Raw genomic sequence first — 22,641 nt, 5'->3', positions numbered from 1 at the left:
CTTAGGCCGCCTCTTTTGCTAGATTCATAAACAATATTGATACCTGTGCACCAACGACTTCTGCCCCTTGCATACGATTTCGTATTTCAATCTTGGCAGAGTGATCATCAATAATTTTTTTAACAACTGCCAAGCCCAATCCCGTACCTTTACTCTTCGTGGTGACATAAGGCTCAAATGCCCTTGCCAATATCTTAGCTGGAAATCCCACTCCAGAGTCACTTATCGTTAAACGCACTGCTTTTTGCTCCGTACCATTTTGCTCTCCATAGGGCACTAACTCGGTTTTTACTTCAACCGCCTCTCCAGGATGAGGCCCCTCCAGCGTGGCATCTTGAGCGTTTTGTAATAGATTATGAATAACCTGTCTGAGCTGGGTTGGGTCGCCCATAATTTCTGGGCAGCGTGGATCAAGCTGAGTACGCAAAGGGCTGCCTTCATATAGCTCTAAAATTTCTGATGTGAGTGTATTGATAGAAACCGCCTTTAGCTGAGGTGTCGGTGTTTTAGCAAAATCTCTAAAGTCATTGACCATTTCTTTCATGGCCTGCACTTGGCTAATAATGGTTTCAGTACTGCGATTCATCATTTCTTCTTGCTCGGGGCTTAGCTTGCCAGAAAGCTTATGCTGCAAACGCTCTGCAGACAACTGAATTGGGGTAAGTGGGTTCTTGATTTCATGAGCTAGGCGTCTTGCAACTTCGCTCCAAGCAATTGACCTTTGTGCGCTCACCACATCGGTAATGTCATCAAATACCACCATACGTAAATCTTCTGTTAGCTCTGTGCCGCGCACAAATAAAGTGATGCCTAATTCATTTTCAAACTCATTGGTTGTGTGAAGCTGGACTTGCTTTTGCCAAACTGGAGTCTTTTGATGACTAATTTGAACTGCGGGGTTATCTTGCGCACCCGTAACCGCAAGCTTCATTGTGGAGAAGCCTTCTTTAATGGCCTCCTCAAACTCCATTAAAGCTGGGCTGGTGCTTAAAGGCTTTCCGTCAAGATAAGTAAGATCTTGACCAAAAATACGATCGGCACCAGCGTTACTTGAGACTACGTTATAGCGCTGATCAAAAATACAAACGCCAGCAGTCAAGCTTCCCAGAACTCGCTCTAAAAAGGCCTTGGATTCTTGCAGGGAAGTACGTGTATCAGCAAGCTGCCGAGTCATGACATTAAATTGGCGGGTAAGCATACCAAGTTCGTCACCCGTGTCTAACTCGGGCTTTGGCGATAAATCACCCTGCGCAACTGCTTGGGTACCTTTGAGCAACATTAATAATGGGCGCGCTAATTGGCGCCCCAATAACAAGGCCAATGTAATAGCCACAAACAAGGCAAAAAACAGGGTTAGCGTTAGCGTCCCAACGAACATTTTGCGTAGGCCGGCGCGCCCCAGAGACTTCTCTTGATATTCGCTATAAGCAGATTCAACGGCAAAAATATTTTTCGCTACTGGACTAGGAAGGATGCGGACTAATTGCAAAAAATATTTATCTTCTGCATCTTTATTAGAGTCGAGTTTGCCTAAAATCGGCTTCTTACGAACAATAGGAACAATTGCTCTAACTTGATAGCCGCGCTGCCCATCTTGCATTTCGATCTGATCTAAAAAGGTAATGCCCTTCTTGCTAAAAGCTTCAGCTACTACCTCGGCACTAGGCGCAGGTAAGTATTTTTTGGGCCTTAACTCACTCGTTAGGATCAAATTGCGCTGGATATTAAACAGACTTACCTCTTGTATGCCAAATTGATTGCGGATCTTCATAATCATGGTGCCAACCTGGTCGGAGGTCGAGCCAGCAGGGACTTGTACAACTTGATCAGCAATAAAATTGCCTTCGGCCAAAATTTCTTCTTGCGCAATCCGTAAAGTAACGCGCCCCAACTCCAAGCCAGAGTTCAGCGCGGATTCAATCTTCACATCAAACCACGTTTCAATACTACGAGATACGAACTGTAGCGAAACACCATACAAAATTAAGCCTGGAACAATTCCCACCAGCGCAAAAATCATCGCCAACTTAGCAATTAAGCGAGTGCCGAAGTGACCGCGATACCAACGCACACCAATCACAATGACCAAAGTCAAAATTACCAGTGTTAAGCAAACCCCAATAACAACATTGGCTGCATAAAGCCAAATAAAGTAGTTATCAAAAAACTCTGTATTAGATGAGGCAATCGATAGCAAGATCAGAAGCAATAAAGCAAATACCCCGATTACGCTGATAGCGATGGGGATTGCCTTTTTTCTCCAGGCCTTTGATGTAAAAAAGGCGCTCTTGAGTGGGATTGAAGATACGCTCATCGCTTAATTAGGCTTGCTCCAGCCGGGGGAAAGGGAACACGCAGCCAATCACTAGAAACATTCCAGTCCCGATTATTCAGGGCGTTCACCTGGAATGGCTTAGGAAGCTTGCTTAAATCTAAGGTCATCCGCAAAGAGGCTGTATAGGATTTACCAGCATCTAACTGATTGCCATCAATCACTCGCCAGCCACCGATACTGCCCACCGCTTGCAGCGCCTCTGCAATTGTCCTTGCTGAAAATGTAAATCCCTCAGAAGCAATCCGGTACTGCTGAGTCAGGGGCTGGTAAGACAGCCGGGTTTGTCTTTGGGCAATGGCCGGCTTCTCATCAAACCAATACCAACGCGAACGCGTTAAATCAAACTCTGTTTGAAAATACAACACCACGCCTTTTTGAACTGCATCCTCAAGACCGTTAGAGAGCTCAATCTGAAAAGTGGCATTTAAAAGCCAGTCGTTATCAGCCTTTTCTAATTCAAAGGTTTTGATCTTGATTCCTTCTGCACTTGCGCTTGTTGAAAATAAACTCAACGCCATCAAGCATAAGAAGATGAATTGTTTAATTCTTTGGCTCATGGCCCATTTTTCTTAAACAAGGCATAGTAAAAACCGTCACTTACATCGGTCGGTAAAATCTGTCCTGGAGCGCCTAATCGTACCGCATTGCTATGCTCTCCAGCAAACCAGCTCGCTTGCTCCTCCCCCTCTTCAGGAAATACTGAGCAGGTAACGTAGAGCATGAGGCCATCTGGCTTGAGCATTTTCCAGGCCTGCTCCAAGATACCGCGCTGCTTTTGCTGCAGGGACTTGATATCAGCCTCTCGTCTTAAAAAGGGAATGTCTGGGTGTCTAGCCACAATACCTGAAGCTGAGCATGGGGCATCAAGCAAGATTTTGTCGAACAGGCGACCATCCCACCAAGAAGCTTTTGAAGCGTCACCCCGAATTACTCGCACCCGATCGGAATGTAAGCGTAATCGATCTAAGTTGCCACCAATCTTGCCAAGACGCTCGCCATCGAGCTCTAAAGCCACCATCTCACAATCTGCTAACTCCAGGATATGGGCTGTCTTGCCTCCGGGCGCAGCACAGGCATCCAAAACTCTATTCCCCTCACCGGGGTTCAAGAGCGTTGCGGCCAACTGTGCTCCCGCATCTTGAACCGATACCGCGCCACTATAAAAACCTGGCAACTCTGAAACTGGAACGGGATTAGACAACAGCAAAGCAGATCCTAATTTCACTCCAGCAACTTCTTCAATGGGTGAAGAAGCGATTCCAACTTCATTTAATAGGGCTTGATATTGCTCTCGTGAATATTGTTTTTGATTAACGCGCAAAATTAATGGTGCACGTTTTGCTTGAGAAAACAAAATAGACTGCCAAGCCTTGGAGTAATTACGTTTTAAGTTGGCGCGCCACCAAGGCGGGACAAACATCGGAATGGGGTCTGGAGGAAACCGGGCTTCACCCTCCGGCGGCTGCACAATTAGGCCTACCTTACGCAATACTGCGTTGACCAAACCCTTGGCATACATTGTTTTATCGTAGTTAGCACAAGCGCTGACAGCCTGATCAACTATTGTGTGTGCCGCATAACCTTTGCCATCCGCATTTTCATTTAAGAACAATGCAATAGCGACGCTTAATAAATGATCTACCTCGGGTGGTGGACTCTTTGGAACAAATTGCTTGATTAGCTCGTGCGATCGAACCCATTTACGTAAAGCATCAAAACTTAAGCTCTGTACTATTGGACGCTCATGAGGCTCTAACTGATCAAGCACCTCTGTCAGAGACCTGCCACTCATTACCTCGCCAATCGCTTGCGCAGCAATGCTGATTGCTTCAGAAAGTGGAAGGCTATGTGGCGTTTTTTTATCAGTCAAATTAATTTACTCTGGGGTATGCCCCATTTTTTGCCATCTCCATGAGGCGCGCTACCCGCTCTTCAGTTGGCGGGTGGGTTGAAAACAGTTGTGCAAGGCCGCTGGCACTTAAGGGGTTCAGAATCATCATCTGTGCAGTTTCTGGGTGTTGTTCTACGGCCTGAAATGGAATGCCTTGCGCATGGTTATGAATTTTCTCTAGCGCATGGGCAAGAGCCTCTGGATCAGAACTAATTTCTGCTCCACCACGATCTGCTTCATATTCTCTTGCACGTGAAATACTCATTTGAATCAAGCTGGCGGCAATAGGTGCCAAGATAGCCACCAATAAACTGGCGATTGGATTATTGGGTCTGCCCTCAGAATCGCGTCCACCAAAAAACATTGCAAAGTTAGCCAACGCAGAGATTGCGCCGGCCATCGTTGCCGCAACTGTAGAAATCAAAATATCACGATGCCGAACGTGTGCCAACTCATGAGCCATAACGCCGCGGAGTTCGCGATTAGACAAAATTTTCAGAATGCCAGTAGTGGCCGCTACAGAAGCATTCTCAGGATTGCGTCCGGTTGCAAATGCGTTGGGTGCATCTTCATCAATTAAAAATACCTTGGGCATTGGCAAGCCGGCCTTATCTGAAAGTTCTTTTACCAATGCGTAAAACTGAGGTGCAGATCGTTCGTCAACCTGCTGCGCATTTGTCATCTTCAACACCATCGTGTCAGAAAACCAATAACTGAAAAAGTTCATGCCGATAGCTACCAGTAATGCCATCAGCATCCCTTGCTCGCCCCCCAACATGCCGCCAACCACAATAAACAATGCAGTAATTGCCGCCATCAAAACAGCAGTTTTTGCGAAATTAAACATTCCTACTCCTTTGCATGAAAACGTAATGCTTGTTTATGGGAATCAAAAGACTGCAAACAAAGGCTGGCTGACATTTTTTTGCCGCCTGGTTTTTGCATTTCTAAAACCTCGATTACGCCATTGCCACACTGAATATAAGCGCCATTTTCACTAAAACCTAATAATTCGCCGGGTAAACCAGTTTTGCTGCAGGCACCCGCTTTCGGAATGCGAGAACTCCAAAATTTCATCACTTGCTCTTGCGTAGAACTAGTTGCGCCAGGAAAGGGGTTAAAAGCCCGAATCCGGCGATCAATTTCTGGGGCGCTCAAACCCCAATCAATTTCTGCTTCGCTCTTGAGTATTTTTTCCGCGTAAGTAATACCCTTAGCTTCTTGTGGAGTTCGAATTAAACCCTTACCCGCTTGCAAATGGTTTAGCACGTTCACAATCGACTGGGCTCCCAGTGTTGCTAATCGATTATGTAAAGTGTCGCTTGTTTCCTCGGAAGTAATTTCAAGCTCACTAATGAGAACGGTATCGCCCGTATCTAACCCAGCATCCATTTGCATAATGCAAGCGCCTGTTTTTGAATCGCCTGCCTCAATTGCGCGCTGTATTGGAGCTGCGCCCCGCCAGCGTGGCAACAAAGATGCATGAATATTAAAACTGCCGTGTCTTCCTGGCTGCTGCGAAATATCCAATACCTCTTGTGGCAGGATGAGCCCGTAGGCAACTACCACCATGGCATCAAAATCGATTTTGGACAACTGCTGATATGCCTCTTGAGCCTGAGCTTGTTTTGTAGGATCGGCACTATTGCGCCTGAGTGTCTCTGGCTGAAGTACGGGAATATTTTTTTCTAATGCAAACTCTTTAACCGGGCTAGCTTGCAGATGCATGCCTCTCCCAGCCCTGCGATCGGGCTGGGTAAGCGCTAGGACAATTTCATGGCCTGCGTCATCAATTGCGCGCATTGCTTGCGCAGCAAACTCCGGAGTTCCAGCAAATACAATTTTCATCAGCGGCGCTTAGCGCTCACCCGCTAACTCTTTGGCGCGCTTTTTAAGTTTTTGTGAAACACGGGTGCGCTTAAGTATCGAGAGATACTCAACAAACACCTTGCCTTGCAAGTGATCAAGCTCATGCTGCAAACAAACCGCCAATAAACCATCCGCATCAAGCTCGAACTCTTTGCCATCAACATCTAAAGCCTTCACCCGAACTTGTGCAGGCCTTTCAACCTCATCATAAAAATCGGGAACCGAAAGACAGCCTTCACGCCAAGATTTTTTCTCAGGACTTGACCAAATAATTTCTGGGTTTATAAAAACCATTAACTGGTTTTGCTCTTCAGATACGTCGATGACAACAATTCGTTCATGAATGTCTACTTGCGTTGCAGCCAAACCAACACCTGGGGCTTCATACATAGTGTCAGCCATATCGGCAACAATTTTTTTAATGCGCGCATCCACCTGCTCAACCGGTTTAGCAACCTTATGCAAGCGCGGATCTGGATAGCAAAGGACGTTTAACAAAGCCATATAGGAATTATCCAACAGAGCAATCGGTCTGTCCTGATTGCTGTAATCACCCCAAAGATCAAAATCTTTTAATGCCTATATTCCCAAAATCAAATCTCCCTACTTGTATTGCTAGGGGCGATAAAAAATACCCAAACCGCCTAAAGGATTTATATGATCCGCCCAGCAATCTCTATATAGATGGGGAACTCAGCATGCTAAATAAGCCCATGATCGCCATCGTAGGATCACGCATGGCCAGCCCTGAGGGCCTTAAAAACGCAGCAGCTTTTGCTCAAGAGCTCTCCCGCGCAGGGCTACTGATCGTCTCTGGGCTTGCAAGAGGCATTGATGGGGCCGCCCATCAAGCAACCCTTAACCTAGGACCCAAGCACTTCACTATGGCGGTCTGTGGGGCCGGCGTGGACGTGATTTACCCCAAAGAACATCTGGATTTGGCCAGAAATATCCGGAAACAAGGGCTTTTAGTCTCCGAGTACCCCTCAGGCACACCACCAAAATCGGGTCATTTCCCCAGGCGCAATCGAATCATTGCTGCGTTTTCGATTGGTGTTCTGGTCATTGAGGCGGCTGAAAAGTCTGGCTCGCTTATTACTGCCAGACTTGCTTTGGATCTGGGAAGAGAGGTTTTTGCAATCCCCGGCTCGATTCGAAAACCCCTTTCCAGGGGCTGCAACCTTCTGATTCAGCAAGGCGCAAAGCTAGTACAAAACCCCGAAGACGTTCTAGAAGACTTGATTTTTGAGAAAAACCCCGTTTAAAGTGGTTTAAATGGGGGTTTTTATCCATTAATCGCTCAATAAGCCACGACATCATGCTTGCAAAAGTGCGCTTTTTGGACTTTTCTTAATTTATCGGTTAATAATAAAAAAGGGGTAAGCAATTGACCAAACCCTGATTTGGTTTAAATTGATCATCCTTTTTCCTATAAAAAACATCATTTCAGGCTCAAATTTAGGCAAACGCGTGGCTAAAGCATCTACCAAAAGCAGCTCCAAGACCCCTTCCGTGGATCACCCCAAGGCTCTCATCATTGCTGAGAAGCCATCGGTTGCCAATGACATTGCCAAAGCCCTGGGCGGCTTTACTAAATATGAGGACTATTTTGAAAGCGACGACTTTGTCATCTCGTCTGCAGTTGGCCACCTCCTAGAGATAGCTGCCCCAGAGGAATATGACGTTAAGCGTGGCAAATGGTCTTTTGCCAACCTACCTGTAGTACCCCCCTATTTTGATTTGCGGCCAATCGCTAAAACTGAATCGCGCCTCAAGGTTTTGCAAAAACTGATTAAGCGCAAAGATGTCACCTCTCTTATTAATGCATGTGACGCGGGGCGCGAAGGCGAGCTGATTTTTCGCTTAATTGCGCAGCATGCAAAAGCATCACAGGGCATTAAGCGTTTATGGCTTCAGTCCATGACTCCAGCAGCAATTCGGGATGGCTTTGCGAGCTTGCGTACCGACGAAGATATGCGGCCGCTCGCCGATGCAGCGCGTTGCCGCTCGGAAGCAGACTGGTTGGTTGGTATTAATGGCACTCGTGCCATGACCGCATTTAATAGCAAGAGTGGTGGCTTCTTTTTAACCACCGTTGGTCGCGTTCAAACGCCCACACTGTCAATTGTGGTCGAGCGCGAAGAATTAATCCGCAAGTTTGTTTCCAAAGATTATTGGGAAGTAAAGGCCGAATTTATTGCTGCTGCTGGTGTCTATGAGGGGCGCTGGTTTGATCCAAAATTTAAGAAAGATGTTGCCGAGCCCGACGCACGCGAGAACCGCCTGTGGAGTGAGGCTGCAGCACAAAGTATTGTTGCCGCTTGTCGTGGCAAAAAAGCAAGCGTTACTGAAGAGGCTAAGCCAGCAACACAACTAGCACCACAACTGTTTGACTTAACCAGTTTGCAACGCGAAGCGAATGCGCGTTTTGGTTTTTCTGCAAAAAATACTTTGGGTCTTGCTCAAGCGTTGTATGAGCGACACAAAGTTTTAACCTATCCACGTACTGACGCTAAAGCACTTCCAGAAGACTACCTAGACACCGTTAAACAAACCATGGAAATCCTTGCCGAGAACTCACAAGACTATCGTGCGTTTGCAAAGCAAATTCTGAAAGGTGATCCAAAGGATCCGAAAGCAAAAGCTGGTTATGGTTGGATTAAGCCCAACAAACGCATCTTTGATAACTCCAAAATTTCTGATCACTTTGCGATTATTCCGACTCTCGAAACCCCTAAGAATTTAAGTGAGCCTGAGGCTAAGCTATATGACTTAGTTGTTCGCCGTTTCCTAGCGGTCTTTTATCCCGCCGCTGAATTCAAGGTCACCACCAGAATTACCGAGGTTTCGGGGCACCATTTCAAAACCGAGGGTCGTGTACTAGTCAATCCTGGCTTCCTTACCGTCTATGGCAAGTCGAATCAAGCAGATGATGAGCTTGTCGCCGTTCAAGAGGGTGAAGCTGTTCAAAGCGAATCCATTGCTGCAGTGCCATTGAAAACTAAGCCGCCAGCCCGCTACTCAGAAGCTACATTGCTCTCAGCAATGGAAAGCGCCGGCAAGTGGGTTGATGATGATGACATGCGCGAAGCAATGGCGGAAAAGGGTTTAGGAACCCCCGCAACTCGCGCAGCAATCATCGAAGGATTGCTCGCTGAAAAATACATCGTACGTGAAGCGCGCGAACTCATTCCTACAGCAAAAGCGTTTCAATTGATGACTTTATTGCGCGGGCTAGATGTTGAAGAACTCACACGCCCCGATTTAACTGGTAACTGGGAAAACAAGCTGTCGCTGATTGAGCAGGGCAAGATGAATCGCGATACTTTCATGCAAGAAATTGCGCAAATGACTCAGCGCATCGTCAAGCGCGCCAAGGAATATGACAGCGATACGATTCCAGGTGACTACGCAACAATGGCCACGCCATGCCCGCACTGTAAGGGTCCGGTAAAGGAAAACTACCGTCGCTTTGCCTGTGAAAAATGCGGCTTTACGATCAGCAAAACTCCAGGTGGTCGTGCGTTTGAATATCCTGAGGTTGAAGAGCTACTGCGTGAAAAAACTATCGGGCCACTTCAGGGATTTCGCAGCAAAATGGGTCGTCCATTTGCCGCCATCATTAAGTTAAGCGAAATTCCAGAGGATGATGCCGACTATCCAAACGCAGGCTTCAAACTCGAATTTGACTTTGGCAATACTCAGGACGAAGAAACTGAAGCGGTAGATTTCACCGGTCGCCAGGCTCTAGGCGTTTGTCCAAAATGTTCTGGCGCAGTTTATGAAGATGGCATGCGTTATGTTTGTGAACACAACACCGGGCCAAGCAAAACTTGTGATTTCAAAACCGGCAAAGTTGTTTTGCAACAAGAAATTTCGGCTGAGCAAGTGCAAAAACTACTCAAAGAAGGCAAGACCGATCTCTTAACAAACTTCAAGTCAAACCGTACTGGGCGTGGCTTTAAAGCCTATTTAGCTTTAGGGGCTGACGGCAAAATTGGTTTTGAATTTGAGGCTAAAGCCGCTGGCGCAGCCAAAGCTCCAGCAAAAAAACGGGCAGGCGCTAGTGCTGCAAGTAAGTCTGTTGCAAAGCCCAAGCGCGCAAGTAAAGCAAAGTCATCCTCTAGCACCTGAGCTGTGATGAGCTTGGCTGCTAAGGCCGACCACAAAATACCTCGCGAACCTAAGGCGGTGGCCAAAAAGATTCCAGGCCTTTGATTCAACGTGCCAATGATTGGTAAACGATCGCCTGCAACACAGCGCACGCCAACAAAATCTCCAGCCTTGATTAGCGCCCCCAGATCTCCCTCGGGATAAGCAAGCAAACCTTGCGCTTGTTCTCGATTGAATGCATCGCTGCTGTCTCTTGAGCCAAGGTCATCCTCGCCCTCATCAAAGCTAGAACCCACCATCCAACGATAGCTGCCGTCTTCAAGCGGCTCGGCGGGAAGACAGTAGCCATCACCAGACATGCCCACTCTGGGTAATTTTTTTATCCAAACCTCATCTTGAATTGAAAAGATGCTGAGTTGACCGCGCACCGGCTTAAGAGGAAGCCGAATTCCAATGCTACTCATGAGCGCTTTGGTATCCATTGCAGTCGCAACGATCACCTTATCCGCAGAAAGAATGGCTTCATTGTTCTGATTGAATAAAAGCCAATGATCATCAGCCCTCTCCAGTCTTGCAACGCGCGCATTCCATAAGCAAGTTAGGCGGCCTTGGTCTTGCAGTAATGCATTACTTATCTCAAATAGATTGAGAGATGCGCCGCGCGGTAGCCATACTCCGCTCTGTTTGATGCCGCAAATTTTTTCTGCGTCTTGAGCATCTAAAGCTACTGCAATACTCTGATCAAGATCTAAAGACTGCAAATAATTGTTTACTTCCGCTCGATCGAAATGCTTATCTTTTTTAGTGGGCTGAAAAATACCATGCTGGTTCCAAGCCTTGCCCCACCTAGCCTCAGCCAGCAAAAAAGCAATGCGCGTTAAACGCAATAAACGCGGTGACCCCTTACCGATATGCGGATGAGCAATAGCATAGGCATGACTCGAACAAGCAGTAGCGGGTGAAGATGCAGCATCAACCATACAGACAGATTTGCCGCGCTGGAGCAACTCATTTGCGATGGTTGCACCACAAATGCCTGCCCCAATCACCACTATTTCATGGTGTTGGGGTTTGGTCATTTAACTAGTGAGAATAAAACGTTTGGTATTGCTAATGCTTAAGCGTTAAAGCGTTGCTCAATCTTGGCGCGAGTCTCTTGCAACTCTTTTGGCAAGCGTTCGCCAAGGTGATCAAACAGTTCAGTATGAAGTTTTAACTCGTTCTTCCAGTCATCCACCGCAACATGAATAGCTTTAGCAAATTTCTCTGCAGAATAGTCAAGACCATTCCAGTGCATGTCGCCGTGCTCTGGGCAAATACCAAAGGGCGTTTCTTTGCCTTTTGCCTTACCTTCGGCACGCCCCAAAATCCAAGACAGCACGCGCATGTTTTCGCCAAAGCCTGGCCAAACAAATTTGCCATTCTCGTCCTTGCGGAACCAGTTCACACAATAAATTTTTGGCAATACAGCGCCTTCGGCCTCTAGCTTCTTGCCGATATTGAGCCAATGCTGGAAGTAGTCACTCATGTTGTAACCAGCGAATGCAATCATCGCAAACGGATCGCGGCGTACAACGCCAATTTGACCGGTGATCGCAGCAGTGGTCTCTGAACCAAGTGTTGCAGCCATATAAACACCCTCAACCCAATCACGAGCCTCACTAACCAATGGCACAGTGTTTGAGCGACGGCCGCCAAACAAGAATGCATCAATTGGAACCCCCTCTGGATCATCCCACTTAGGATCAACTGCTGGATTATTGGTTGCAGCAACTGTAAAGCGTGAATTTGGATGCGCAGCTTTGCGACCTGCGGCCCCATCTGCTGGAGTCCAGTCTTTGCCTTGCCAATCAATCAAATGGGCTGGTGGTGTTTCTGTCAAACCTTCCCACCAAACATCACCATCATCAGTCAAGCCAACGTTTGTGAAAATCACATCTTGATTTAAAGAATCAATACAGTTCTGATTGGTTTGGCGATTGGTGCCTGGCGCCACACCAAAGTAACCAGACTCTGGATTAATCGCAAATAAGCGGGTCTTGCCAGTAACGGGGTCTTTGCGCGGCTTGATCCATGCAATGTCGTCACCAATAGTGGTTACCTTCCAGCCATCAAATCCTTTTGGAGGAATCATCATGGAGAAGTTAGTTTTGCCACAAGCGGATGGGAATGCAGCGGCGATATGGTATTTCTTACCCTCAGGCGAAGTGACGCCTAAGATCAGCATGTGTTCTGCCAACCAACCCTGGTCGCGACCCATGTTAGATGCAATGCGCAGTGCAAAGCATTTCTTGCCTAACAATGCATTGCCGCCGTAGCCAGATCCAAATGACCAAATCTCGCGGGTTTCTGGGTAATGAACAATGTATTTATTCTTGTTGTTTGGCCATGCAACATCTTTTTCGCCAGCAGCCAAAGGTTTACCAACGGTGTGAATACAAGGAACAAACTCGCCGTCAGCACCCAATTGATCAATGACGGCCTTGCCCATACGGGTCATGAGGCGCATATTGATTGCAACATATGGGCTGTCCGATAGTTCTACACCAATGTGGGCTATAGGGGAGCCAATGGGGCCCATGGAGAACGGCACCACATACATTGTTCTGCCGCGCATACAACCATCAAACAATGGGTTTAATGTTGCGCGCATTTCGCTTGGCTCTACCCAGTTATTGGTAGGACCGGCATCTTCTTTTTTAGCTGAGCAAATAAAGGTGCGGTCTTCAACGCGTGCCACATCCTCAGGGTCTGAGAGTGCTAAAAATGAATTTTTTCGTTTGGCTGGGTTGAGGCGCTTGAAAACCCCGGCAGTAACTAGGAGCTCGCAGAGCTCGTCATATTCGGCCTGAGAGCCATCACACCAACGAATTGTGTCTGGCTTTGTCAGGGCGGCGACTTCTCCAACCCATTCAATCAAGCGCTTATTTTTTACGTAAGCTGGCGCATTTACATTAATTTGGTCCGCAGTTTCTGTAGTCATGTGTTTTCCTAGAAAGATTTAATTTTTAATCCAATGATTTTAACATTTTGGCCATATTTAAAGCCCTAAACCGAGACAGAAGAAACCCTTTACTTGCCAATACAGAATTGACTAAAGATTTTTCCCAAAAGGTCATCCGGAAGCAGCTTTCCGGTAATTTGCCCAAGGTGGTTTTGAGCTAAAAATAGCTCTTCTGCGAACAATTCAAGCGAATTGTTGCCATTTGCAGCGAATTGCTCTGATCTTGCAATGTGCTCAGATGCCCTCTCCAGGCAGTCCAAATGGCGTCTTCTAGCCACAATTGCGCCCTCTTGGGGACCATTCCAACCCACCATTTCCAGGATTTTTTGCTTTAGGGCTTCAACTCCATCACCATTTTTGGCTGAGATCAAAATGGCCTGTTTTGGGGCAGTAAGAGACCCCAAAGATATCAAGTCTGACTTGTTAACAACCTCTAAAACTGGGCATTTTGGGGGCAGCTCTCTCAGAATTTGTTCTTTTAGCCCGTCCTCTGTCGAATTTGGGTCGGTTAAAAAAATCACCAAGTCTGCCAAACGGATGGCGTCCCAAGACCTTTCAATACCTTTTGCCTCAACAAGATCATCGGTTTCGCGCAGTCCGGCCGTATCAATGATATGCATTGGCACACCTTCAATGGTGATGCTTTCCTTCACGCGATCGCGAGTAGTGCCGGCAATAGCGGTAACAATGGCAACCTCTTCACCAGCCAATCTATTAAGTAATGAGCTCTTGCCAACGTTTGGCGCGCCAGCAAGAACAAGCTGTATGCCATCACGCAAAATCTTTCCCTGCTTGGCGCCGACTCGTAACGATTCTAATTTTTCTTTGACTGCAGCCAGACGAGTGCGAGCTTGTGCATTCTCTAAAAACTCAATTTCTTCTTCGGGGAAGTCTAAGGTTGACTCCACCAAAATGCGCAGCTGTGTAATTTCTTCAATCAGATCATTGATGCTCTCTGAAAAAGCACCCTGTAAAGATCTAGCCGCGCCACGAACTGCAGCCGCACTTTGAGCATCAATTAAATCCGCAATTGCTTCAGCTTGAGCCAGGTCTATTTTGTTATTGAGATAAGCGCGCAATGTAAATTCGCCTGGCTCTGCAATTACCAACCCATCCTTCATGCCTAACTCTAAGCAGCGCTTCATAACCAACTCCAGAAGCTGTGGCCCACCATGACACTGAAGCTCTAAAACGTCTTCACCAGTAAATGATGCTGGGGCAACAAAATAAATCGCGACAAGTTGGTCAATGGTTTGCCCGTCGGCATCGCGCAAGGTAAGTAAGCTTGCTTGGCGGGGTGAGAGCTCTTTCTGAAAAAGTGCTTTTGTAATGCCCTTGAGGTTTTGGCCGCTAATGCGTACAACCCCAACACCCGCCTTGCCTGGAGCAGTTGCTATAGCAATGATGGGCAACTTTCTGGTCATCATTGCTATATGTTTTCCATTAAAGACTAAGCCATTAAAAAATTACTTGGCTTATTTCTTTGCAAACATTTGATTGATTTGCCACTGTTGCGCGATCGACAATAAGTTATTCACCACCCAGTACAAGACCAAGCCAGATGGGAAGAAAAAGAACATTACCGAGAACACGATTGGCATATACAGCATCACCTTTGCCTGGATGGGGTCTGGTGGGGTAGGGTTCAATTTAGTTTGAACAAACATTGAAACAGCCATGATGATTGGCAAGATTCCAATTGGGAATAATTGTGTCATGCCCAATACATCACTAATTGAAGTATCGGGGAGCGATAAATCATGCACCCACAAAATCCACGGGGCGCCGCGCAACTCGACGGACGACAACAATACCCAATACAAAGCAATAAACACAGGGATCTGAATTACTACTGGCAAACAACCGCCCAATGGATTAATTTTTTCTTTGCGATACATCTCCATCATTGCTTGATTTAATTTTTGTGGCTCACCCTTGTATTGCTCTCTCATGGCCATCAAGCGTGGCTGCACTTCCTTCATGCGCGCCATCGATTTATAGCTTGCAGCAGAAAGCGGAAAGAATGCCAACTTAATCAAAACGGTGAGCAGAACAATAGACCAACCCCAATTGCCAACATACCCATGGATTTTTTCCAAGAGCCAGAAAATGGGTTTTGCCAAAATGGTTAAGTAGCCATAGTCTTTTAACAACTCAAAGCCCGGGGCTATGGTTTCTAAAACGCTTTCTTCTTGTGGGCCAACAAAGAGACGGGATTTTTCAACAATCGTTGATCCTTGAGCAACCACACCTAGTGGTGTTTGCATACCAATACGATAGAGGCCGTTATCAATTCTTCCAGCATAGATATCGCGCGCAAATTTATCGCCCGGAATCCATGCGCTAGCAAAATAGTGCTGAACCATTGCAATCCACGCTGGATCCCCAGCGGGGACCTGGGTTGGAATGGTGATTTTGTTTTTATCAATTGCCGTGAATTCCAGCTTATTGAATTTTTCTTTGTCGGTGTATGTTGCAGGGCCAGTAAAGGTGCTTGCTGAAAACGCGCCATCAAAAGGACCAATTTTTTGCTCCTGGCTACCGTCGCGCACCAGTTCGGTGTAGAGAACCAATGGCGTAGCATTTGCACTTGACTGAGTCACGCGATGGCCAACATCCACCACATAGCTTCCAGGATTCAGAATGAACGTTTTTTCTAGCTTAACGCCATTGCGCTCGCTGCCCAGGGTGAGGAAAGGTCGACCAGAACCGTCTTTACCAGACTGAATAAGTTTGAAGGCGCTAGTGTGATTTGGTAAATCATTGTTGTTTAAAGAAATGAGGCCAGAGCGCGCAAAATATTTATGGTTTGCTGTGTATTGAAAAAGCTCTACTGGCTTGTTTTCTGCGGTCAGTGACTTAAGTAACTTTGCATCAATTACGTTAGCGCCATTAGCGCTAATTTCCAAGACCAATACATCGTTTTTCAACGTAAATTTTTCCGCACTGTCCATTAATCCCAAATTAACAGTGGGCGCTGCCGCAACAACCGGCTGGCCAGATATTTGAGCGGGTACGTCTAACTTATTGCTAGCGGCAGATTTGTCAGTAGCTACTGGGGCGCTTACGGGCGCGCCTCCAAATAAAGATGGCTTACCCTCATGGACCTGCCAATTGTTGTAGAGCATGAGACCCGACATCGAGAACACTGCCCAAAGAATTGTTTTTTTAAAGTCCATTTGCATTCTCTTAAGTTAATGAGATGTTTGTTTTACCGCAGGATCATAACCGCCTCGTGACCATGGATTGCAGCGCAAAATTCGCCAAACAACCAAGCCGAAGCTTTTAATAAACCCGTAATGATTAAAGCAATCGCAGGCATATTGTGAGCAACTTGGCGCGTACTTGCAGTGCATCCCTACATAAGGACTCAGAAACAACTGATAAGCCCTAAGCAGTTTAATTGCGGCCTTATTTAAAACGCGCACCTTAAATTAATTCCGACATCTGAGAGCGTAGAAGTTCTTTTTCTTTTTTTCTGAGCCTGCCACGGGTATTGCGACCAATCGGTTTCTTGAGCTTAACCACCACATCTTTGTTGAGGGTGTTGGCTTGAGCCGCCCAAACCAATTCGCGAATCATCCTCTTAAGACGGTTGCGGTCGACAGCTCTTTTAGCTAATTTCTTAGCTACCGCAACCCCTAAGTCTGGCTTACTGCCCGCCTGAATGGGCGCAGCATAAAAACCCCAATACAAACTCGTCTTGGGGTTTATTTTTAATAATTCAGAAATCCTGGCGCTGTTCAATGGTTAAATTAAACAGCCAGACGCTTGCGGCCTTTAGCGCGACGTGCATTTAACACTGCGCGCCCACTTTTGGTTTTCATGCGAATGCGAAAACCGTGTGTGCGTTTACGACGTGTTACTGATGGTTGGTATGTTCTTTTCATGATAGATCCCTGCAAAACCAAGTATTTTCCTTGTTGCAGAGCAAAAGGTCAATCAATCTCGATGAATATATAGGTGTTTTTCTCTATTTTTGTGTGCTTTTTCACTAAGCCATTAATTTATATCTCTTTTTTGCTTTTATACACAAGTTATCCACAGCTTTTCCACGTTTTTGTAGCTTGTGGATAACTTTGCAGGATGGCTACAATGGATCCTCCAAAAATATGAGCAACCTACAAAATCCCCCCGCCTTGAATTCAATCAACCCCCTGGGTTTTTGGGATGGTGCGCTTAGCACCCTTTCCCGCGAGCTATCGCCCCAACAGTTTAAAACATGGATTCAGCCATTGACCCTCGTGTCTTTTGAAGAGAGTGATCACTCACTAACTATTGGAGCCCCAAATCGATTTAAGCTTGATTGGATTAAAAAAACGTTTGCTGATCGCTTCCAAGAGTTGGCCTCTCAGTACTTTGGCTCCTCAATTAATGTTAATTTTGTCCTCGATGTTGAACTTGGTGCGCCACCTGTTGCGGCACCAGCAATTTTGGAAAATGTGTTGCCAGACCCCCAAACAAGCAATGCAGTGGAATCTGCGGCATCCCTAGAGGAGGGTGCGTTTGAGATTGAGGACCACTCAAAACTCAACCCCAACCTTACCTTTGAAACTTTTGTTACTGGTAAGGCAAATCAACTTGCTAGGGCGGCTTCTATTCAGGTTGCGCACAACCCAGGCAGCTCATACAACCCCATGTTTTTATACGGCGGGGTTGGTCTAGGTAAAACGCACCTAATTCATGCGATTGGCAACCATCTTTTAAAAGAAAAGCCTAACGCCCGCATACGCTATATACACGCAGAGCAATATGTTTCGGATGTTGTGCGAGCCTACCAACAAAAGGCTTTTGATCGCTTTAAGCGCTACTACCACTCGCTGGACTTATTGTTAATTGACGATATTCAATTTTTTAGTGGCAAATCTAGGACGCAAGAAGAGTTTTTCTATGCCTTCGAGGCGCTTTTAAGCAACAAAGCCCAGGTCATCATCACTAGCGACACGTACCCAAAAGAAATGGCTGGTATTGATGATCGATTAATTTCACGCTTCGATTCTGGCTTAACGGTGGCCATTGAGCCGCCGGAGCTAGAGATGCGAGTCGCTATTTTGATGAAAAAGGCGATTAGCGAAGGAATTCCAATGAGTGAAGATGTGGCATTCTTTGTGGCAAAACATCTCCGCTCTAATGTACGAGAGCTTGAGGGGGCGCTAAGAAAAATATTGGCCTTTGTGCGCTTTCATGGGCGAGAGGTCACTATTGAGGTTGCAAGAACCGCACTCAAAGACCTTCTTTCAATACAAAATCGTCAAATATCTGTTGAAAATATTCAAAAGGCTGTGGCTGATTTTTATAGTATTAAGGTGGCTGACATGTATTCAAAAAAGCGGCCCGCTAACATTGCCCGGCCACGACAGATTGCTATGTTTATGGCCAAGGAATTAACCCAAAAAAGCCTGCCTGAGATTGGTGAGCTCTTTGGGGGTAGGGACCATACAACCGTTTTACATGCAGTTCGTAAGATCGCGGATGAGCGCGCTCACGACGGACAGTTAAACCACGAAATCCACGTCATTGAACAAACTCTAAAGGCTTGATTTTTGGCTGTGGATAAAGTTGTGGACAACCCTAGGGATAAGTTTGGGGATTGTGTGTGGATAAATTGTGGAAAGATTCAGCTTCATGCAAAAATAGGGTATTGAAAAAAGGTTGTCCACTTTTTATGCAGCGCTTATACAAAGGTTTTCCACAGGTTTTTTGTCTTCTAATATTTTGATTTATATAGGTTTTTTGAGTTATCCACGGAAATCAGAAGCCTTATTACTATTACTACTAAGATATATACAAGGATTTAAAAGCAATGCAACTCGTTAACACTTCTCGCGATAGCTTACTAAAACCACTTCAGGTTGTTAGTGGAATTGTTGAACGTAGACACACACTACCAATTCTGGCAAATCTTTTATTTAAAAAGAGTGGCGAAAAAGTTTCTTTTATTTCCACTGATATTGAAATCCAAATCACTACAAATGCAAATTTTGGTGTTGGTACAGAGGATGTGACCACAACAGTTGCCGCAAGAAAGTTATTAGATATTTTGCGTGCACTTCCAGAGGGCCCGGTTTCCTTAAACTTAAAAGACAACCGTATGGTTGTACAAAGTGGAAAAAGCCGTTTCTCATTGCAAACTTTATCGGCGGCAGAATTTCCTGTGATGCAAAGTGTTGGTGAAGTAACGGCTGCGTGGAAGATGTCTCAAAAAAGTTTTCGTCAATTGATTAGTCAAGTTCACTTCTCAATGGCCCAACAAGACATTCGTTATTATTTGAATGGAATGTTATTGGTTGTTGAGGGTAAAGAGGTTGTAGCAGTAGCAACCGATGGCCATCGCTTGGCTTATTCTCAGGTTGAGTTAACTGAAGCTCCATCTGGCTCTGGCCAAAGACAGGAAATTATTATTCCTCGCAAAACAATTTTAGAGTGCCAGCACCTTTTGGATGACTCTGACGAGTTGTTAGAGATTAGCCTTACTGCTAATCAAGTGAAATTTGCTTTTGGTGATATTGAATTAATTTCTAAATTGGTGGAAGGTAAGTTTCCAGACTTCCAGCGAGTGATTCCAAAAGGACATAAAAATACCTTAGTTGTTGGTCGCGATGTTTTGCAATCAGCGCTACAGCGTGCCGCAATTTTGACTACGGACAAATTCAAAGGCGTTCGCTTCTCTTTATCTCCTAATCGAATCACCGTTCAATCTACCAATGCTGAGCAAGAAGAGGCGCAAGAAGAGATTGAAACTGAATATAGTGGCGATACTGTTGAGATCGGCTTTAACGTAAGCTACCTTTTAGATGTTTTATCTAACCTAAAGAATGAAAAGATTCAAATTAGTTTGGGTGATGCAAACAGTAGCGCTGTAATTACTCTGCCTGGCTCAGAGAGCTTCAAGTATGTTGTGATGCCAATGCGTATTTAACTTAGAAAAAAATGACTGAAGAAAAAAAAGTAGTAGAGCAGTACGGCGCCGCATCGATTCAAATCCTAGAAGGTCTCGAAGCTGTTCGTAAACGTCCTGGAATGTACATTGGAGACACCTCTGATGGAACGGGCCTACATCACCTAGTTTTTGAAGTTCTAGATAACTCTATTGACGAGGCTTTAGCCGGCTATTGTTCTGAAATAACAGTTGTTATACAAACCGACAACTCAATTTCAATTGTTGACAATGGGCGCGGTGTTCCAACAGGTATTAAGTACGACGACAAGCACGAGCCAAAACGCAGTGCTGCAGAAATCGTAATGACGGAGTTACATGCTGGCGGTAAATTTGACCAAAACAGCTATAAAGTTTCTGGTGGTCTACACGGTGTGGGTGTAAGCTGTGTGAATGCTTTATCAAAATGGTTGAAGCTCACCATTCGTCGTGATGGTAAAACCCATTACATGGAGTTTGAGCGCGGCGTTATTAAGAATCGCAATATTCAAGATGAGAATGGTGTTGCTGTTTCCCCGATTACCGTTACTGGTGATACAGAATTATCAGGAACAGAGGTTCACTTCCTTGCAGACGAAACCATTTTTGGAAACGTAGAGTTTCATTATGAAATTCTTGTGAAACGCATTCGCGAACTTTCCTTCTTAAATAATGGCGTTCACATCAAATTAATTGATCAACGCACAGGCCAAGAAGAAGACTTTGCTTTCTCTGGCGGCGTAAAGGGTTTTGTTGAATACATCAATCAAACTAAAAATGTTTTACACCCAAATATTTTTTATGCTGAGGGTGTTCGCCCCTCTGATTTAGGTGGCCAAATTACCGCTGAAGTTTCCATGCAGTGGAACGATAGTTTTAGTGAACAAGTGCTTTGTTTTACCAACAACATCCCCCAGCGTGACGGTGGTACACACTTGACCGGCCTGCGCGCAGCTATGACGCGTGTCATTAATAAATATATTGATGAAAATGAGGTTGCAAAAAGGGCCAAAGTCGAAATCTCTGGCGACGATATGCGCGAAGGCTTGGCATGCGTTTTGTCAGTAAAGGTTCCAGAGCCAAAATTTTCTAGTCAAACCAAAGATAAGTTGGTGTCTAGCGAGGTGCGTGGCCCAGTAGAAGAGATTGTTGCAGAGGCGCTGAGCGCTTATCTGCAAGAGCGCCCAGCAGATGCAAAAATTCTTTGCGGAAAAATTGTTGATGCTGCGCGTGCGCGTGAGGCAGCACGCAAAGCCCGTGACATGACAAGACGCAAGGGCGCATTAGATGGCCTTGGTCTTCCTGGAAAGCTGGCAGACTGCCAAGAAAAAGATCCCGCAAAATCTGAGCTCTTTATTGTTGAGGGCGACTCAGCTGGGGGTTCTGCCAAACAGGGCCGCGACCGCCGTTTTCAGGCAATTCTTCCTTTAAAAGGAAAAATTCTGAACGTAGAAAAGGCGCGCTTTGACAAAATGCTTGCCAGCCAAGAGGTGGTTACTTTAATTACCGTTCTTGGTACCGGGATTGGTATTGAAGAATACAAGGCCGACAAACTCCGCTACCACCGCATCATCATCATGACCGATGCGGACGTCGACGGCAGCCACATCCGCACTCTTTTACTAACTTTTTTCTATAGACAGATGCCGGAGCTGATCGAGCGCGGCCACATCTATATTGCACAACCACCGTTGTACAAGGTGAAGTTTGGTAAGAGTGAGCAATACATTAAGGATGATGCGGAGCTCAACCAGCTGTTGTTAAAGATTGCGCTTGAAACCGCCTCTTTGCAAACCCCAACTGGCGAGATTATTGAGGGCGCCGCTTTAAATGAGTTGGCCAAACACTACCAAGTAATTCAGTCCATTGTTGACCGTTTGTCACGCACAATCGACGAAGATGCTTTGAGGGCAATAGCCTCTGGCACCCAGTTGAATTTAGATACCGAACAATCTGCCAATGACTCTGCTGATCGTCTAAGAAAGGCTTTGGCCTATTCGTTGAACCCTTTGGCATTGCCACCAGAAATTATTGTGCAAAAGGAAGATCGCACCGAGCGCTTTAGATTGTTGCTGTCACGCCGCATCCATGGCAACCTAAAACTATCTTCAATTAACTCCGATTTTGTTCATGGAGATGATTATCAAAGCCTTGCTAATGCGGCATCCGTTTTGTCTGGCAAGGTTTTGCCGGGCTCAAAAGTGCGCCGTGGCGATCCGGACAAAAATCAAAAAGAGCAAACTATTGCTGACTTTAGAGCAGCCTTCTCTTGGTTGCTGTCTGAGGCTGAGCGTGTTTTGAGTCGCCAGCGTTACAAAGGTTTGGGTGAGATGAATCCATCGCAACTATGGGAAACCACCATGGATGCTAGTTCACGCACCCTGTTGCAAGTAAGGATTGAGGATGCTATTGCTGCGGACCAAGTGTTTACAACATTGATGGGTGATGAGGTTGAACCGCGCCGCGCGTTTATTGAGAAGAACGCCCTTGTTGCTCGCAACCTAGACGTCTAA

17 protein-coding genes and 1 pseudogene are annotated in these 22,641 nt (G+C 45.9%); 5 read left to right on the top strand and 13 right to left on the bottom strand.

Annotated elements, in window-relative coordinates:
* Position 1: 1 nt before the first annotated feature.
* Genes ICN17_RS03140 through def form a run of 6 tightly spaced genes read right to left on the bottom strand, consistent with a single transcriptional unit; the run spans position 2 to position 6,599 of the window.
* A complete protein-coding gene (locus ICN17_RS03140) occupies positions 2 to 2,314 on the bottom strand; it encodes an ATP-binding protein (RefSeq protein WP_216236096.1) in 2,313 nt (770 codons plus the stop codon).
* Positions 2,311 to 2,892 carry a DUF4390 domain-containing protein gene (locus tag ICN17_RS03135; protein WP_255538267.1) on the bottom strand — a complete coding sequence of 194 codons (582 nt, stop codon included), beginning with the start codon at positions 2,890 to 2,892 and terminating at the stop codon, positions 2,311 to 2,313. The genes ICN17_RS03140 and ICN17_RS03135 overlap by 4 nt, the downstream gene beginning before the upstream one ends.
* On the bottom strand, positions 2,889 to 4,205 hold the full coding sequence (rsmB, locus tag ICN17_RS03130; protein ID WP_216236095.1) for a 16S rRNA (cytosine(967)-C(5))-methyltransferase RsmB: 1,317 nt from the start codon (positions 4,203 to 4,205) through the stop codon (positions 2,889 to 2,891). The genes ICN17_RS03135 and rsmB overlap by 4 nt, the downstream gene beginning before the upstream one ends.
* A 1-nt stretch (position 4,206) precedes the next feature.
* On the bottom strand, positions 4,207 to 5,073 hold the full coding sequence (gene htpX, locus ICN17_RS03125; RefSeq protein WP_216236094.1) for a zinc metalloprotease HtpX: 867 nt from the start codon (positions 5,071 to 5,073) through the stop codon (positions 4,207 to 4,209).
* 2 nt (positions 5,074 to 5,075) lie between these two features.
* Positions 5,076 to 6,074 (bottom strand): methionyl-tRNA formyltransferase, encoded by a 999-nt coding sequence (fmt, locus tag ICN17_RS03120; RefSeq protein ID WP_216236093.1) that lies wholly within the window; start codon positions 6,072 to 6,074, stop codon positions 5,076 to 5,078.
* 9 nt (positions 6,075 to 6,083) lie between these two features.
* Positions 6,084 to 6,599: a peptide deformylase gene (gene def, locus ICN17_RS03115; RefSeq protein WP_216236092.1), complete on the bottom strand. Its 516-nt coding sequence runs from the start codon at positions 6,597 to 6,599 to the stop codon at positions 6,084 to 6,086.
* Positions 6,600 to 6,670: 71 nt separating this feature from the next.
* Between def and dprA the strand changes: the two genes are divergently transcribed.
* The gene (dprA, locus tag ICN17_RS03110) at positions 6,671 to 7,360 is read left to right on the top strand and encodes a DNA-processing protein DprA (RefSeq protein ID WP_216236091.1); all 690 of its coding nucleotides are present in this window, start codon (positions 6,671 to 6,673) and stop codon (positions 7,358 to 7,360) included.
* Between the two features lie 205 nt (positions 7,361 to 7,565).
* On the top strand, positions 7,566 to 10,229 hold the full coding sequence (locus tag ICN17_RS03105) for a DNA topoisomerase III (protein WP_370625939.1): 2,664 nt from the start codon (positions 7,566 to 7,568) through the stop codon (positions 10,227 to 10,229).
* A 59-nt stretch (positions 10,230 to 10,288) separates the two neighbouring features.
* Here the strand turns inward: ICN17_RS03105 and mnmC are convergent.
* From mnmC to rpmH, 7 genes and pseudogenes are all read right to left on the bottom strand, one after another.
* A pseudogene (mnmC, locus tag ICN17_RS10355) lies at positions 10,289 to 11,287 on the bottom strand (FAD-dependent 5-carboxymethylaminomethyl-2-thiouridine(34) oxidoreductase MnmC); the annotation flags it as partial.
* 38 nt (positions 11,288 to 11,325) lie between these two features.
* The gene (locus ICN17_RS03100; RefSeq protein WP_216236090.1) at positions 11,326 to 13,191 is read right to left on the bottom strand and encodes a phosphoenolpyruvate carboxykinase (GTP); all 1,866 of its coding nucleotides are present in this window, start codon (positions 13,189 to 13,191) and stop codon (positions 11,326 to 11,328) included.
* Positions 13,192 to 13,280: 89 nt separating this feature from the next.
* Positions 13,281 to 14,636, bottom strand: a complete 1,356-nt coding sequence (gene mnmE, locus ICN17_RS03095; protein WP_216236642.1) for a tRNA uridine-5-carboxymethylaminomethyl(34) synthesis GTPase MnmE — start codon at positions 14,634 to 14,636, stop codon at positions 13,281 to 13,283.
* A 51-nt stretch (positions 14,637 to 14,687) separates the two neighbouring features.
* Positions 14,688 to 16,391 carry a membrane protein insertase YidC gene (yidC, locus tag ICN17_RS03090; protein ID WP_216236089.1) on the bottom strand — a complete coding sequence of 568 codons (1,704 nt, stop codon included), beginning with the start codon at positions 16,389 to 16,391 and terminating at the stop codon, positions 14,688 to 14,690.
* A 15-nt stretch (positions 16,392 to 16,406) separates the two neighbouring features.
* Positions 16,407 to 16,640 carry a membrane protein insertion efficiency factor YidD gene (gene yidD, locus ICN17_RS03085; RefSeq protein WP_216236088.1) on the bottom strand — a complete coding sequence of 78 codons (234 nt, stop codon included), beginning with the start codon at positions 16,638 to 16,640 and terminating at the stop codon, positions 16,407 to 16,409.
* 1 nt (position 16,641) lies between these two features.
* Positions 16,642 to 16,959, bottom strand: coding sequence for a ribonuclease P protein component (rnpA, locus tag ICN17_RS03080; RefSeq protein ID WP_255538264.1), 318 nt, complete (start codon positions 16,957 to 16,959; stop codon positions 16,642 to 16,644).
* A gap of 8 nt (positions 16,960 to 16,967) precedes the next feature.
* Positions 16,968 to 17,102 carry a 50S ribosomal protein L34 gene (gene rpmH, locus ICN17_RS03075; RefSeq protein WP_011903922.1) on the bottom strand — a complete coding sequence of 45 codons (135 nt, stop codon included), beginning with the start codon at positions 17,100 to 17,102 and terminating at the stop codon, positions 16,968 to 16,970.
* A 222-nt stretch (positions 17,103 to 17,324) separates the two neighbouring features.
* On the opposite strand from rpmH, the gene dnaA reads away from it, so the two are divergent.
* The 3 genes from dnaA to gyrB all read left to right on the top strand — a co-directional run bounded on the left by dnaA (position 17,325) and on the right by gyrB (position 22,641).
* Positions 17,325 to 18,752 (top strand): chromosomal replication initiator protein DnaA, encoded by a 1,428-nt coding sequence (gene dnaA / locus ICN17_RS03070; RefSeq protein ID WP_216236087.1) that lies wholly within the window; start codon positions 17,325 to 17,327, stop codon positions 18,750 to 18,752.
* A 263-nt stretch (positions 18,753 to 19,015) separates the two neighbouring features.
* A complete protein-coding gene (gene dnaN, locus ICN17_RS03065; protein WP_216236086.1) occupies positions 19,016 to 20,131 on the top strand; it encodes a DNA polymerase III subunit beta in 1,116 nt (371 codons plus the stop codon).
* An 11-nt stretch (positions 20,132 to 20,142) separates the two neighbouring features.
* Complete coding sequence (gene gyrB, locus ICN17_RS03060; protein ID WP_216236085.1) at positions 20,143 to 22,641, top strand: DNA topoisomerase (ATP-hydrolyzing) subunit B; 2,499 nt, start codon at positions 20,143 to 20,145, stop codon at positions 22,639 to 22,641.

This window comes from Polynucleobacter sp. 73C-SIWE (assembly GCF_018882465.1).
Lineage (GTDB): Bacteria > Pseudomonadota > Gammaproteobacteria > Burkholderiales > Burkholderiaceae > Polynucleobacter.
Note: the sequence above shows the minus strand (reverse complement) of the source record. Positions and strands in the feature narration are given on the sequence as shown.